General features: G+C 70.7%; 12 protein-coding genes. 4 read left to right on the forward strand and 8 right to left on the reverse strand.

Annotated elements, in window-relative coordinates; translation table 11 throughout:
• A partial coding sequence (locus ETD85_RS65175) for a hypothetical protein (protein ID WP_206059402.1) occupies positions 1-341 on the forward strand: 341 nt, incomplete at its 5' end.
• Here ETD85_RS65175 and ETD85_RS51135 read toward each other — a convergent pair.
• On the reverse strand, positions 322-780 hold the full coding sequence (locus ETD85_RS51135; protein WP_138697110.1) for a hypothetical protein: 459 nt from the start codon (positions 778-780) through the stop codon (positions 322-324). The two genes, ETD85_RS65175 and ETD85_RS51135, sit on opposite strands and share 20 nt — an antisense overlap.
• A 46-nt stretch (positions 781-826) precedes the next feature.
• Between ETD85_RS51135 and ETD85_RS51140 the strand changes: the two genes are divergently transcribed.
• Both ETD85_RS51140 and ETD85_RS51145 read left to right on the forward strand, forming a co-directional pair.
• The gene (locus ETD85_RS51140; protein ID WP_138697111.1) at positions 827-1,807 is read left to right on the forward strand and encodes a helix-turn-helix transcriptional regulator; all 981 of its coding nucleotides are present in this window, start codon (positions 827-829) and stop codon (positions 1,805-1,807) included.
• A gap of 72 nt (positions 1,808-1,879) precedes the next feature.
• Positions 1,880-2,863, forward strand: a complete 984-nt coding sequence (locus tag ETD85_RS51145) for a hypothetical protein (RefSeq protein WP_138697112.1) — start codon at positions 1,880-1,882, stop codon at positions 2,861-2,863.
• A gap of 14 nt (positions 2,864-2,877) precedes the next feature.
• Here ETD85_RS51145 and ETD85_RS51150 read toward each other — a convergent pair whose 3' ends face one another.
• Genes ETD85_RS51150 through ETD85_RS51180 form a run of 7 tightly spaced genes read right to left on the reverse strand, consistent with a single transcriptional unit; the run spans position 2,878 to position 9,960 of the window.
• The gene (locus ETD85_RS51150; RefSeq protein WP_138697113.1) at positions 2,878-3,882 is read right to left on the reverse strand and encodes an ABC transporter ATP-binding protein; all 1,005 of its coding nucleotides are present in this window, start codon (positions 3,880-3,882) and stop codon (positions 2,878-2,880) included.
• Positions 3,879-4,877, reverse strand: coding sequence for an ABC transporter ATP-binding protein (locus tag ETD85_RS51155; protein WP_138697114.1), 999 nt, complete (start codon positions 4,875-4,877; stop codon positions 3,879-3,881). Before ETD85_RS51155 ends, ETD85_RS51150 begins: the two co-directional genes overlap by 4 nt.
• Positions 4,874-5,701 carry an ABC transporter permease gene (locus tag ETD85_RS51160; RefSeq protein WP_138697115.1) on the reverse strand — a complete coding sequence of 276 codons (828 nt, stop codon included), beginning with the start codon at positions 5,699-5,701 and terminating at the stop codon, positions 4,874-4,876. Before ETD85_RS51160 ends, ETD85_RS51155 begins: the two co-directional genes overlap by 4 nt.
• Positions 5,698-6,678: an ABC transporter permease gene (locus tag ETD85_RS51165; RefSeq protein ID WP_138697116.1), complete on the reverse strand. Its 981-nt coding sequence runs from the start codon at positions 6,676-6,678 to the stop codon at positions 5,698-5,700. The genes ETD85_RS51160 and ETD85_RS51165 overlap by 4 nt, the downstream gene beginning before the upstream one ends.
• Positions 6,675-8,291: an ABC transporter substrate-binding protein gene (locus ETD85_RS51170; protein WP_170247299.1), complete on the reverse strand. Its 1,617-nt coding sequence runs from the start codon at positions 8,289-8,291 to the stop codon at positions 6,675-6,677. The genes ETD85_RS51165 and ETD85_RS51170 overlap by 4 nt, the downstream gene beginning before the upstream one ends.
• A gap of 26 nt (positions 8,292-8,317) precedes the next feature.
• Entirely contained in the window at positions 8,318-9,028 is a 711-nt protein-coding gene (locus ETD85_RS51175) for a PIG-L deacetylase family protein (RefSeq protein ID WP_138697118.1), read from the reverse strand.
• Complete coding sequence (locus ETD85_RS51180; RefSeq protein ID WP_138697119.1) at positions 9,025-9,960, reverse strand: GNAT family N-acetyltransferase; 936 nt, start codon at positions 9,958-9,960, stop codon at positions 9,025-9,027. Before ETD85_RS51180 ends, ETD85_RS51175 begins: the two co-directional genes overlap by 4 nt.
• 468 nt (positions 9,961-10,428) lie before the next feature.
• On the opposite strand from ETD85_RS51180, the gene ETD85_RS51185 reads away from it, so the two are divergent.
• The gene (locus ETD85_RS51185) at positions 10,429-14,166 is read left to right on the forward strand and encodes a S8 family serine peptidase (protein WP_138697120.1); all 3,738 of its coding nucleotides are present in this window, start codon (positions 10,429-10,431) and stop codon (positions 14,164-14,166) included.
• The last annotated feature ends 272 nt before the right edge of the window (positions 14,167-14,438 follow it).

Consider the following 14,438-nt stretch of genomic DNA (forward strand, 5'->3'; position numbering starts at 1 on the left):
TCCCCGACCAGGGCCCCACCGCGCCACGCCTCCCCGAACCAGGCCCAACCGAGCAGGGTTCCACCGCGCCGCGCCTGCCCGAGCAGGCTCTCCCTGATCAGGGCCCGCCGGAGACGCCTAACACGCAACGTCTCCCCTACACCCCCGACATGCTCCCCGACGTGCCCCTCTACGAGACCAAGCCGCCCCGCTCGGCCTGGTGGTGGGTGATCGTCGCCGGTGGGCTCGTGCTGCTCCTCGCAGCCGTGGCCGTGGCCGTGGTCCTGTGGATCCGCGACAACGCCGACGCCTCCACGCGCGCCCTCGGGACCGAGACCGGGATCACTCTCCGGCTCGGGTGAAGTCCATGACCCAGTTCGTCTCCCAGGTACGCTCGCCGTCCACCGAGAATGCCTGCTCCCACCGGGCGGTGTCCTGGTCGATGACGGTCCAGATGAACCGGCACCGCACCGGCGTCCCCTCGTGGCTGTCGTCGGCGTAGAACTCGCCCCGGCTCCCCTCGAACCCGCCCACTATGGGCGGCACGTCGAGCACGCCCCTGGCGCTGCTGGCCCAGTAGATCGACCACTGCCGCGTCTCCGGGTTGTAGACGCGCACGGTCAGCCCGCTGAACCCCTTGGTCGGGAACTTGATCTCGTCGAAGCTCGCCGCCCCGTCGAAGTGCCGGGTGGCGACTGAGTAGCCGGGGAACTCGTCCCATTCGTCACTGCCGGCCAGCGCCTTGACGAGCCTGCGGTTGGCGACGTTCCAGTGACCGGCGAAGAAGTCGAAGTCGTTCATGGGCATGAAGGTATGCCGGAGTCACTGACATGTAGTGTCAGGGATTGTGCGCGCTTCTCGCCTGGTCTCGATCCTGTTGCTGCTGCAGACCCGCGGCCGGATGACCGCGCAGGATCTGGCCGAGCGCCTGGAGGTCTCGGTGCGTACCATCTACCGCGACGTCGAGTCGCTCCACGCCGCCGGCATCCCTCTTTACGGCGACGCCGGCCCCAGGGGCGGCTACCAGCTGCTCGACGGCTACCGCACCAGGCTCACCGGCCTGACGACGGACGAGGCCGAGTCCCTGTTCCTGGCCGGGCTGCCGGGTCCGGCGGCCGAGCTGGGACTGGGCGCGGTGGTGACGGCCGCCCAGCTCAAGCTCATGGCCGCGCTCCCCGTCGAGCTGCGCGACCGCGCCGGCCGCATCCAGGAGCGCTTCCACCTGGACGCGCCCACCTGGTATCGGTACGCCGAGCCGGTGACGTTCCTGCCCGCCGTGGCCGACGCCGTCTGGAACGAACATCGCATCCAGGTCAGATACCGCCGCTGGAAGGCGCCGCAGGAGGTGGAGCGGCGGCTGGATCCGTACGGGCTGGTGATCAAGGCGGGGCGCTGGTATCTCGTCGCGCGGGCGGACGAGCACGTACGGACCTACCGCGTCTCCCAGATCCTCGGCCTGCACCGGCTTCCCGAGAGCTTCACCAGGCCGGACGACTTCGACCTGACGGCGTACTGGCAGGGGTACCTGGCCGAGTTCGAGGCCCGGCTGCGGTGGGGCGAGGCGGTGGTCCGGCTGTCGCCGCGCGGGCTGGAGCGCCTGGCGGACCTTACGACCCCGGGCATGGTCACGGCGGCGAAGGAGAGCGCGCAGCCGCCCGACGAGGAGGGCTGGACCCGGGTGACGGTGCCGATCGAGTCGATCGAGCACGCGCTCGGCGAGTTCCTCAGGCTGGGCACGGACGCGGAGGTGCTCGCCCCCGCCGAGCTGCGCGCCGAGCTGGCCGCCGCCGCCGGCGAGCTGGCCGAACGGTATCGGACTCCTGACTGAACCAGGAGACTCCGCGCCCGGATGGATGGGGATATCTCGTAGTACGACACCCCGCTCCCGAGAGAGCACGCCATGGACCTGCACGAGCGCCTGCTGGTCCAGGTCAGCGCCAGGGACGTCTACGACGCGATGGCGCTGGCCGGGCACCCCGGCTCCGGCCTGGTCTTCACCGGTCAGGCCGCGCACGACGCGGTCCGCATGGTGCGGCGGCACGGCTATGACGGGCCGCTGCTCGCCGACCGCCGCCGGTACGCGGGGTCGGCCCGGGTGCGCGGCACCGTACGGCTGTCGCCGGACTGGATCGCGGACCAGGTCGAATCGGGTGCCACGCTCCCGCTCACCGATTCTGGATATATCGGCAAAGGGGACCACGAAGCCCTGCACACCACCCTCGAACAGGCCGTCCAGTGGAAGGGCGTGATCGCGGTCCTGCCCGTCCATCCCCGGTGGGTGGCAGAAGACCGGACGGTCCTGCTCAGAACGGTCATCGACTACGGGGTCCGGACGGCCCTGGTCATCGAGGACGGGCCACCGTACAGACCGGGGGCGGGGCATGCGCAGCCGTACAGACCGAGGGCGGGGCATGCGCAGCCGCACAGGCCGAGGGTGGCGGACGCGCAGCCGCACAGGCCGGGGCCGGGGGACGCGCAGCCGTACACACCGGTGCCGCTTCCCCTGCTCGGGGCCGGGGTCGAGGCGCTGGCGGCGCTGGCGCACGGCGCGGAGTGGGCCGCCGTCGGGGTGCGCGAGGTGTTGCGGCACCTCTACCCGGAGCCGCACGAGGTGAGCGGCGGCTGGCGGCGGGGCGGGGCGCGCAGCGCGTTCGTGCCGGACCGGCTGGAGTTCGTGCCGGTCGAGCGGCTCCGGGAGGAGACCTGCGGCTGCTCCCCCTGCCACGGCCGCCCGCTACGGCGCCTGGCCGGGGCCGAGGAGCTGGAGGTGAACACGCACAACGCCGCCGCCCTGCACCGCCTGCACCACCGCCTGCTGCGCGCCACCCACCGGGAGCGGTGGTGGCGCGACCTGGCGCGCTCCGCCCTCGCGACCGGATCGTGAGCCGGCGCGCGGGCTCAGGACGTCAGCACGGAACCAGCTGAGGCCGGGTCCGCCTGCCAGCAGTGCGTCCAGCGCCCCTCACCCAGCTCGGTACGCCCGGGCGCCTCGCTGGAGCACACCGGCAACGCCACCGGACACCGGGGATGGAACCGGCACCCGCCCGGCGGATCGATCAGGCTCGGCGGCTCACCGTGCCGCGTGGCCTCCGGCGGCGTCACCCGGTCGGGATCCGGCGCCGACTCCAGCAGCAGCCGCGTGTACGGATGCCGCGCCGACTGCGTGAGCGCCTCGCTCGGCCCGCTCTCGATCAGCCGCCCGGCGTACATGACCGTGATGTCCTCGGCGAAGTAGCGGGCGGAGGCGATGTCGTGCGTGATGTACAGCAGCGCCAGCCCGCTCTCGTCGGCCAGCCGCTCCAGCAGCCGCAGCACTCCGAGCCGGATCGACACGTCCAGCATCGACACCGGCTCGTCGGCGATCAGGGCGACCGGCTGCACCGCCAGCGCCCGCGCGATCGCCACCCGCTGCCGCTGCCCGCCCGACAGCTCGTGCGGCAGCTTGTCCATGAACTGCTCGACGGGTGTGAGGCTGACGCGTTCGAGCAGCTCGGCGATCAGCTCGCGTTCGTGCGCGTCCGAGCGGACGTGTCCGTGGATGCGCAGCGGCCTGGCCAAGTGGTAGCGGACCCGGTGGAACGGGTTCAGCGAGGCGAACGGGTCCTGGAAGATCAGCTGCACCTGCCGCCGGTAGTCCTTGAACGCCGCGCCGCGATGCGCGCGCACCGGCTCGCCGCGCAACAGCACCTCGCCCGACGTGGCCGGGTACACCTGCGCAAGGAGCCGCGCCACCGTGCTCTTGCCGCAGCCGCTCTCCCCGACGAGCGCCGAGACCGTCCCGGCCCGCAGCGCGATCGAGACGTCCTCCACGGCGCGCACCGGCGGCCGCTTGCCGAACCGGCCCCTGGGCCCGCGGGCGGCGGTGAAGTGCTTGGTGAGGTTGCGTCCCTCCAGCACGATCATGACTCTTCCTCTCCCACTCCGCTGCCGCCGTTCAGCAGGCAGGCCACCGCGCCCTCGGTGCTCCCGGGCGTGAGCTCGGGCAGGATCGAGGAGCATTCCGCCACGGTCAGGTGGCAACGCGGATGGAACGCGCATCCCGGTGGCAGCGACCGCAGGTCGGGCGGGGTGCCGGGGATGCCGAGCAGCTCCTCGCGCGGCCCGTGCAGGCGCGGGAAGGAGCGCAGCAGCCCCAGCGTGTACGGATGGCGCGGCGTCTTGTGCAGCCCTCTGGCGGTGCCGGTCTCCACGACCCGGCCGGCGTACATGATGGCGATCCGGTCGGAGATCTCCATGAGCAGCGACAGATCGTGCGTGATGAACACGACCGCGAAGCCGTACTCCTCCCTGAGCGCCCTGATCTCGTGCAGGATGTCGCGCTGGACCACCACGTCGAGCGCGGTCGTCGGCTCGTCCATGATGATGATCTCGGGGTTGAGCGCGAGCGCGATGGCGATGGCCGCGCGCTGCCTCATGCCGCCGGACAGCTCGTGCGGGTACGAGCGCCGCCGGTCCGCGCTGATGCCCACGCGTTGCAGCAGCTCCACCACCCGGTCCGTACGCTCGTTCCGGGACATGGCGGGCGCGTGGATGCGCAGGACGTCGTCGACCTGGGCGCCGACGGTGCTGACCGGGTTGAGCGAGTTCATGGCGCTCTGGAAGACCACGGCCAGCTCCTTCCAGCGGAACCGGCGCAGCTCCTCCCGCTTAAGCGCGAGCACGTCGAGCGACGAGCCGTCCTCGCGGTGGTAGACGACCGAGCCCGAGGTGATCGTGGCGGGCGGGCGCAGCAGCCGGGCGACGGCGTTGGCGAGCGTGGACTTGCCGCTGCCGCTCTCCCCCGCCAGGCCGAGGATCTCACCGCGGCGCAGGTCGAGCGAGACGTCGGTGACGGCGTGCACGACGCCGGAGCCGGACAGGTAGTCGACGCCGAGTCCGCGGATCTCCAGAACGTTCATGCGCGGGCCTTCCGAACCTTGATCGTGCGCAGGCGCGGGTTGGCAATCTCGTCGATGCCGAAGTTCACCAGCGCGAGCCCGGTGCCGATGAGCGCGATGCACAGCCCCGGCGGGATGAACCACCACCATGCGCCGATGAGCAGCGCCTGACCGTTCTGTGCGAAATAGAGCATGCTGCCCCAGCTCACGGTGGACAGGTCGGCCAGGCCGAGGAACGACAGCCCGGCCTCGGCCAGGATCGCGCCGACCACGGTGGCCAGGAAGCTGGTGGCGATGACGGGCAGCAGCACGGGCAGGATCTCGAAGAAGACGATGCGGAACGGCCCTTCGCCGCCCGCCCGCGCGGCCTGGACGAAGTCGCGCCGCCGTACGGACAGGGTCTGGGCCCGCAGCACGCGCGCGCCCCAGGCCCAGCCGGTGACCGCGATGACCACGGCCACGGAGGCGACGCCGCGCTGGGGCAGGTAGCCGGCCAGCACGATGATCAGCGGGAGGGCGGGCAGCACCAGGAAGATGTTGGTCAGCACGGAGAGCGTCTCGTCCACCGCGCCGCCGAAATAGCCGCCGACCAGGCCGACCAGGACGGCGAACACGGTGGCGATCACCGCCGAGAGCAGGCCGACGCCCATCGAGATGCGGGCGCCGTACACGATCTGGGTGAGGATGTCCTGCCCGGTCTGCGTGGTGCCGAGCCAGTGCTCCGCCGAGGGCCCTTGGAGCCCGTCGTTGCTGGTCGCGGCCGGGTCGGCGCTGATGAGCAGCGGCCCGAGCAGGGCCATCAGCGTGAAGAAGACGAGGATGCCGGCGCCGATCTTGATCTTCATTCGGACTCCTGCCTGGTGCGCGGGTCGAGCACCACGTACGCCAGGTCGGCCAGGAAGTTGGCGACGAGCACGGCCAGCGAGATGACGAGGAAGATGCCCTGCATGAGCGGGAAGTCCTCGTTCTCGACCCCTTTCAGAAGCATCGACCCGATGCCCGGGTACGAGAAGACGATCTCGGTCAGCACCGATCCGCCCACCACGAAGCCGAGCGACAGGGCGAAGCTGGTGATGTTCGGCAGGATCGCGTTGCGGGCCGCGTACGCCCACATGACGCGGCGGCTGGTCAGCCCCTTGGCCTCGGCCATCACCACGTAGTCCTCGCCGAGCGTGGTCACCATGACGTTGCGCATGCCGAGGATGCGGTCGGCCATGGACGCGATCACGATCGTCAGGGCGGGCAGCGCCGCGTGGTAGACCACGCTGCCGGCGAACTCCCCGGTCAGGCCGGGCATCACGTCCAGCCCGTACGCCCTCGACACGGGGAACCACTGCAGCGTCACCCCGAAGACGAACACGAGCGCCAGCGCCACCCAGAAGTACGGCACCGCGTGCATGAACGTGGCGGCCGGCAGCACCCCGTCCATCCAGGTGCCCCGCTTCCAGGCGGCCAGCACGCCGAGCGAGGTGCCCACCAGGTAGCTGATCAGCGTGGCCACCCCGACGAGCCCGACCGTCCACGGCAGGCTGTCGGCGATGACCGTGGACACCTCGGTGGGGAAGAAGGTGATCGAGCGGCCGAGCTCCCCTTGTGCGAGATTGCCCAGATAAGCCAGGTACTGCTGCCACAGGCTCGCGTCGCTGATGCCGAACGCCCGCCGCATGGCGTCGATCGCGGCCGGATCGACGTTCCCCTTCATCCGGGCCACCAGCAGCTCCACCGGATCCCCCGGCATGAGCCGGGGGATCAGGAAGTTGAGCGTGACGGCGGCCCAGGCCGTCAGCAGGTAGAAGCCGAGCCGCCGAGCCAGGAACCTCACTTGGCCGCCGGCTTCAGGTGCAGCAGCACCACGGCGGCGTCGGGCGAGGTGTACGGCGACGGCATCGCGTACGGGTCCTGCTCGGACGGCCAGCCGGTGTACTTGTTCGTCCGGAACTGCGCCCACGACGGGCTGTAGAACAGCGGCAGCGTCGGCAGCTTCTCCACCATGATCTTGCCGAGCGCCTGCGTGACCCGCTGCTGCTCGGCCTCGTCCTCGGTGGCGGCGTACTCGTCGATCAGCCGGTCGGTCTCGGCGTCCTTCCACCGCTGGTAGTTGCCGGTGGCGGCCTCCCCGACGGGCTTGAACAGGCTGCCGTGGATCATGGAGCGGAACTGGAAGTACGGGGTCGGCCCCGACGCGGTGGCCCTGATCGACAGGTCGTAGTTGCCCTTGCCGACCTTGGACACCCAGTCCTGGAACGCCACGCCCCTGGTCTCGATCGTGATGCCGACCTTGGCCAGGTCCTCGCGGATGAGCTGGGCGGCGTTCACCCAGTCGGTGAACGGCGACGGCACCAGCAGCGTGAACTTCAGCTTGGCCGGATCGACGCCCTTGAGCAGCTCCTTGGCCTTCGCCAGGTCCACCTTGTACGCGGCGGCTTTGTACTCGTCCGGCACGTACGCCTCGCCGCCCGGCATCGGCACGCCGGTCGGGTGCGCGACCTTGGTGTAGCCGCGCTCGGCCACCTGGACGATCTTGTCACGGTCGACGGCCAGGCTGATGGCCTGCCGCACCTCCGGCTTGGACAGGATCGGGTGGGTCAGGTTCGGCAGCAGCGTCACCACGCCCTCGGGCGGGAAGTAGAACTTGTTCTGCTCGGGCTTGCCCTGCACGTAGATCTTCTGGATGTCCGGCACGAACGCGCCCGCCCAGTCCACTTCACCCTGCTGGAGCGCGGTCTGCACGGCGTTGGCCGTGTAGGCGGGGAACCGCAGCACCGGCACCTCGGGCTTGCCCGGCTGCCAGTAGGACGGGTTCTTCTCCATCTCGTAGAGCTGGGCGGAGAACTTCGACAGCTTGTACGGCCCGGTCCCGACCGGCTTGGGGTTGGTGAACGTGGCCGGGTCCTGTTGCTTCTCCCACAGGTGCTTGGGCACGATGGGCGAGTTGCCGGCGATGTTGAACAGCTTGGCGTACGAGGTGTTCTTGAAGTCGATGCGCACCTTGTCCGGTGCGAGCGCCTTCGCCTCCTCGATCTCCAGCGCGTTCCTGTTGAGCTGCGGGTTGTCCTTCAGCATCTGGAACGTGAACGCCACGTCGTCAGCGGTGAACGGCTGCCCGTCGGTCCACTTCACGCCCTGGCGCAGGGTGAAGGTGAGCGACTTGCCCTTGTCCGACCACTCGTGCCCGAGCGCCAGCCACGGCGTGATCTCGCCGGGCTTCAGCTTGTTGAAGTACATGAGGGTCTCGTGGATCATCCCGCTCGTCCCGAAGTTCACGCCTTCGAGGTGGTACGGGTTGAAGTCCTCCTGGAACGTACCGGCGTCCACGGCGTGGATCACCAGCGGCGGCGCGCTCCCGCCGCCGCCGGTCGCACCGCCGGAGCCGCCGCTCGAACAGCCGGCGGCGGCGACGGCCAGGGCCGCGAGGATCGCCAGGGTACGTCTCAACGGGCGCCTGCTCATGGGGGGCCTGCTCATTGGGGGGCTGCCTTTCCGAAATGCTTCGTCCGGAGGACGCGCGAGCCCTTCGGGGCGGCGAAGGCCTGCGCGCGGCCGAATCCGGCTGGTGCTCCGCGCACGACGGTCAGCGCGCGGTAGTAGTCGACGTAGGGGAAGCCGTAGGTCTCGCCTCTGGCGTACGCGTAGCCGGTGATCGCCTCGGACCAGATCTCGTACGCCTCCTCGCTCAGCTCGACGAACACGTCGGGCACGTAGCCTTCGGCGTCCTCCCAGTTGTCGGCGTAGTAGAGCTCGCTCGCCCAGTAGGCGGGCAGTTCGCGCTCCAGCGTCTTCAGCCCGCCGTAGAAGCGGGCGTCCTCGACGATCCGGTGGGTACGAGCGTGATCTTTGTGGATGGACGCGCTCCAATGGGTCAGGATGACGTCCGGTCGCAGCTCCCTGATCAGGTCGCCGACCCGCATCTTGACCTCTTCGTCCTCGGGCAGCAGGCCGTCCTCGTAGTCGAGGAAGCGCACGCCCGCCCCGATCCTGGCGGCGAACGTCTCCGCCTCCTCGCGCTTCTGCTTCGCGTAGTCGGCGACGGACATGCGGGGGTGGCCGCGCTCGCCGAGCGTGAGGTGCAGCAGGGTCGCGCGGTCGCCGCGCAGGACGTGCTGGGCGAGCACGGCGCCCGCCGTCAGATCGAGGTCGCCCGCGTGGGCTCCGATGGCCAGGACGTGCGTCATGCCGACCGCCTCATTACGTGGAACCGCCTGGTGATCCGGTAGCCCGCTTTGGTGTAGAGGTGGCCGGCCGGGCTGGTCTCGCCGGTCCAGAGGAACCAGGACGAGTGGAGCCCTTCGGCGCGCATCATCGTCATGGTGAGATGCAGGAGGATCTTGCCCAGGCCGGTGCCGCGCTGCTCGGGATCGACGCCGAAGGGGCCGAACCGCTCGGGGATGCCCCGGTAGGCGGCGTACAGGGCGAATCCCACGATGCGATCCGTTCGCGCGATGACCATGCGTCTGGGGTCGCGGTGCCGGCGGATGGCCTCGCCCCAGTCGGGGTTGAACCCGTCGGCGGCGAACCGGATCAGCTCGGGCAGCTCGCCGTCGCTCGGGCTGCGGAAGGAGTACCCCTCGCGCTCGCGTGCGGCGCGCAGCTCGTGCACCTCGTCCGGCGTCGCGTAGCCGACGAGTGTCCGGTCCATGGCGACCGGCGAGTAGAGCGTCTCGAACCCGAGCCCGCCCAGCAGCCGGAACCCGTCCGGGTACAGCTCGGCGTCCGCTCCCGGCAGCACGTAGTTCGGCGTGTACGACGAGAACTCCACCTTCGTCCGGCCGAGCCCCTCCAGGAAGGCCACCGCCTCGCCCACGAGCCGCCGCCCCAGCCCGGTGCCGCGCTGCTCGGGGACGACGAAGAAGAACGGGATCCAGCCGGTCTCCGGCTCCAGGTCCGTGCCGGGGGCCAGCGGGGTGCGGCGGCGCACTCCGTACGCGCAGCCGGCCACGCGCCCGTCCACCACGGCCACCCGCAGTCCCTCGGGGTCGAAGTTCGGGTCGAGCAGCACGCAGTCGCGGAACCAGCCGGCGGTCGTCGGGTCGCCGGGCATGCTGCGGCACCAGGCGTCGACCAAGGGGAGCTCGTCTCCGGGCGCGAACGCGCGGACGGTGGCCATCGGGATCCTTTCACTGGCTGTCCCGCCACAGCTTTCCCAGTGTCAACAGCCCAGGTCAAGAAGATTTGGGAAGAAATTTTCTTCTTCGTTGTTCCCCTAGAAACTTTCCTTCGCGTCCGGTATGTATGGAATGTTGCCCGTCAAGAGCCGTGGAGCTGCCGGCTCGCAGGCCCGTGCGCGTCGGCCGTCCAGCATGATCGCCGCTCGTGGCCGAGCCGTCCCGGATTGTGCGCGTACGCCGATCCAGTTTGCGGCCGTCCATAAAGACCACACCCCGGTTGATCTTCAGTGGATAAGCTCCTTTCGCAAGATTTGGGAGCGCTCCCGATGGAGCTCCAGTTATGACCGAAAGGGCAACCCTTGTCCCGTTTACCCTCCCGGCTCGCGGCAGCCTTATCAGGCTTCGCCCTCGTAGTGGCCGCCGGCGCCGCCCCTGGCGCCGCCACGCCGCCCGACCAGGCGGCCCCGGTGAACGCAGCCGGCGCCGTGGACGCCGAGCCGGCTGAGACCCAGCCCGCCGGCGCCACCACCCTCACCCTCATCACCGGCGACGTCGTCGAGTACGCGCCGTCGCCGTCCGGCGTCCCCTCGATCGCCATCAAGGAGGCGCCCAGGCAGGACGGGGCGTCCGTCACGTTCGCCACGCTGCCCGGCAAGGACGGCGGCTACCTGGTCCTGCCCTCCGACGCCGCCCCGATGGTCGCCGCCGGAGCCCTCGACGAGAAGCTGTTCGACGTCGTGACCCTGGCGAAGGAGCGGCGTACTGACGCGATCCCGCTGCTCGTCACCTACGCGGGTGACCCGGCCCCGCCCGCGCTGGCCAGGGCCGCGGACGCCCTGCCGGCCGGCGAGAACGTACGGGTGCTCGACAGCGTCAACGGCGCCGCGATGACCGTGGCCGTCCCGCAGGCGGGCACGTTCTGGGCCGCACTCCGTACCGACAGGACCACCTTCGACCGGTCGGCCGGCGGGATCGCCAAGATCTGGCTCGACCGGAAGACGGAGGCGTCGCTCGACCAGAGCGTCCCGCTGATCGGCGCGCCCACGGGGTGGGAGCGCGGGTTCGACGGCAAGGGGACCAAGGTCGCCGTCCTGGACACCGGCATCGACGTCAACCATCCGGACTTCGCCGGGCGCATCCTCGCCACGGAGAACTTCTCCGACGCCGCCGGCATCGCCGACAAGAAGGGCCACGGCACGCACGTCGCCTCGACGATCGCGGGCGCGGGCACGGCGTCGGACGGGAAGTACAAGGGCGTGGCTCCCGCGGCCTCCCTGCTGGTCGGCAAGGTGCTCGGCGACGGCGGCAACGGCGAGTGGTCCTGGGCCATCGCCGGCATGGAGTGGGCCGCCGAGCAGGGCGCCGACGTGGTGAACATGAGCCTCGGCAGTTGCTGCGGCGACGGCACCGACCCGATGAGCCAGGCGCTGAACGAGCTCACCAGGAAGCACGGGACGCTGTTCGTGACGGCCGCGGGCAACGAGTACGACCCGCTCACCGTGAGCGTTCCGGCGGCGGCCGACGAGGCGCTGGCCGTGGGCGCGGTGGACAAGACGACGGGCACGACGCTGGCCGACTTCTCCAGCAAGGGTCCCCGGCTGGACGACGCGGCGGTCAAGCCGAACATCGTCGCCCCCGGCGTGGACATCGTCGCCGCCCGCTCGGCCGACTCCTCGATTCCCGCCATTCCCGGCAACGACAAGTACGCGGGCTTCAGCGGCACCTCCATGGCGACCCCGCACGTGGCGGGCGCCGCCGCGATCCTCGCCCAGCAGCACCCCGAGTGGCGCGCGGGCGAGCTGCGGGACGCGCTGGCCTCGACGGCCGAGCGCAACGAGGCGCACAACTGGTTCGAGCAGGGCAGCGGCCGGGTGAACGTGACCCGTGCCGTCACCCAGACGGTCTTCGGCAGCTCGGTGGTCGACTTCCACCTGCTCGGCAAGCCGGCCACCAAGCAGGTCACCTACCGCAACACGGGCGCGGAGGCGGTCACGCTGGCCGTCGAGCTGGTCACGCGCGGGTGGAGCGGCCAACCTGCTCCCGCCAAGGCGATCAGTCTCGGTGCCAAGAACGTCACCGTGCCCGCGAACGGCACCGCCACCGTCGATCTCACGGCCGATCCCGCGGCGGGGCCGCAGGGCGCCTACGGCGGATGGGTCACCGCGAGCGGCGGCGACGTGCGGCTGGTCACGCCGTTCAGCTATTACACGGGTCCCGACACGCACCGGCTCGGCGTGTCGCTGGTCAACTCGTACGGGACCAAGGAGTTCTTCCCCGGCTACCAGGCCGAGCCGATGGTCTACGCGATCCCGCTGAAGCGGCCGAACAGCCCCGAGGACCCGTTCAACCCGGCCGGGTACTACTACCTGCGCACCGACTATTCGGGCAACGGCGAGTTCTACCTGCCGGACGGCGACTACGAGGTGATCGGCGTCGCCGGCGAGGGCCGGCTCAGCAACCGCTCCAGCTGGGTCATCGAGAACGTCACGCTCGACGGGGACGAGACGGTCACCCTGGACGCGCGCAAAACCGTCCGGATCCGTCCGGAAACGCCCAAGGCAGCCGATGGGGGCGGGCACGCGTACTACGTGCGCACGTTCACCGATCGCACCTACCCCGTCTCCCTGTACGGCGGCGCGGCCGGCGGCGGGAACGACCTGTTCGTCACGCCGGTCGCCAAGGTCAAGACGGGCAAGATGCGGCTGACCCACCAGTGGGACCTCGAACCGCCCGTGCTCACCTCCGCCACGGCGGCGAACGTCCGGCTGCGCCCGGCGTACGACATGGACACCATGCGCAAGCTCTCCGCGGTCACGACATATCCGGTCGTGTCCGTGGGGCAAGGACGCGTGGAGGACTTCGAGGGCGTGGACGTGACCGGCAAGGTCGTCCTGGCCGGGATCCCGGTGGTGGCCGGCGACCGGCCGTACGTCACCGCGGGCGCCAACATGGACGACGCCTCGCAGAACGCGCTCAGGCGCGGCGCGGCGGGCATCCTCGCCTATCTCGACGTGGACGGCGGGCGGGCGCGGGTGCCCGCGGCGAACTCGCTGACGTTCCAGCGGCTGGGGTTGAGCGCGGAGGAGGGGCGCGCCGTTCGCGACGCGCTCGGCAAGGGGGCGGTCTCGCTGCGGCTGGAGCCGTACTCGGGGCCGCAGGAGGTCTATCACCTCCGCTTCGACGAGCGCGGCCGGGTGCCGTCCCGTCCCGTGAAGGTCGGGATGGGGCAGCTCGTACGGGTCGACGCCGCGTACCACGCCGACAAACCGGACACCAGCGGCTGGATCTACGGCGAGTCCACGACCGGCGAGGAACCCGGACGCATGCCGTACGGCGGGTCGTTGCAGATGCCGATCGCCAGGACGGAGTATTTCGGTCCCGCCTCCGACGACGTGGTCTGGTCGCGCTCGATCACGAACGACGGGCTGGTGCTGAACTCGGACCAGCGGTTCACTCGGCACGATCGGCGCGTGTCGGAGCAATGGTTCAAGGCGCCGCTGGTGCCCGGGGCGGCCGACGCGCCCAAGGGGTACCCGGCCACGGTGCCGTGCGCGTTGTGCCGGGACGGCGACCGGTTCGTCCCCGGCGAGCAGTGGCGGGACTCCGATCCCCGCCATCGCAGCGACCTGAGCCCGGTCACGTCCGCGCCCCGGTTGTTCGCCGGGGACCAGGCGGTGGCGGTGCAGGGGCGGCGGCCGCGGTCGTTCACGGTGCCCGAGGCGGCCGGGCCGTACCGGCTGGAGACGGTGGACACCACCGGCCGCACGCTGTCCAGGCAGGTGACGACGGCCTGGCAGTTCGCCTCCTCGCCGCCTTCCGGCACGCCGTCGGGGTACTCGTGCACGTTCGGCACGTCGTGCGCCTTCCAGCCCGCCGTCCAGGTCTCGTACGACCTGCCGCTCGACCTGCTCAACCGGGCCGCGGCGGGGAAGAAGTTCGCGTTCGAGCTGCGGGCCGGGTCGCACTCTTCGATCCGGAGGGCGGCCGAGGTCGACCGGGTCAAGGTGGAGTACTCGGTCGATGACGGGACGACCTGGGCGGTGGCCGACCGGGTCAGGAAGCGGGGCGACGGCCGGTTCCAGGTCGAGGTGGCGCATCCGCCGCTGGCCGGGACCAGCGGGTTCGTCTCGCTGCGCGTCACCGCGTCGGACAAGGCGGGCGGCTCGGTCACCCAGACCGTCAACCGCGCCTACGCCCTGAGCTGACGCCCGGAGCCGACCAGGCAGGTCACCATCCTTCGGGGCGGCCGTCTTCCAAGACGGCCGCCCCTTTTGGCGCTGACCTTTGGGCGCCGACCTATGGGCGCCGATCAGTCGGGGCAGCGAGAAGCGGGCCGACCCGACCCGAACCGCACCCAGCCGACTTTGCGGATTCATCCACAGGACAAAGTGGGCCTCTCCCTTCCCATCCACAGAACCCCGTTCGGCCCCTCGGCGACCGCACCCGGCACTGCATCCTCGTACCCACGTCGCCCCAC

This window comes from Nonomuraea zeae (assembly GCF_005889725.1).
In the GTDB taxonomy this organism is placed as follows: domain Bacteria; phylum Actinomycetota; class Actinomycetes; order Streptosporangiales; family Streptosporangiaceae; genus Nonomuraea; species Nonomuraea zeae.

Excerpts from the sequence above, each read along its gene's own strand:
- ETD85_RS51135 (WP_138697110.1), bottom strand. The coding sequence starts at position 780 with ATGAACGACTTCGACTTCTTCGCCGGTCACTGGAACGTCGCCAACCGC.
- ETD85_RS51145 (WP_138697112.1), top strand. The coding sequence starts at position 1,880 with ATGGACCTGCACGAGCGCCTGCTGGTCCAGGTCAGCGCCAGGGACGTC.
- ETD85_RS51150 (WP_138697113.1), bottom strand. The coding sequence starts at position 3,882 with ATGATCGTGCTGGAGGGACGCAACCTCACCAAGCACTTCACCGCCGCC.
- ETD85_RS51155 (WP_138697114.1), bottom strand. The coding sequence starts at position 4,877 with ATGAACGTTCTGGAGATCCGCGGACTCGGCGTCGACTACCTGTCCGGC.
- ETD85_RS51160 (WP_138697115.1), bottom strand. The coding sequence starts at position 5,701 with ATGAAGATCAAGATCGGCGCCGGCATCCTCGTCTTCTTCACGCTGATG.
- ETD85_RS51175 (WP_138697118.1), bottom strand. The coding sequence starts at position 9,028 with ATGACGCACGTCCTGGCCATCGGAGCCCACGCGGGCGACCTCGATCTG.
- ETD85_RS51180 (WP_138697119.1), bottom strand. The coding sequence starts at position 9,960 with ATGGCCACCGTCCGCGCGTTCGCGCCCGGAGACGAGCTCCCCTTGGTC.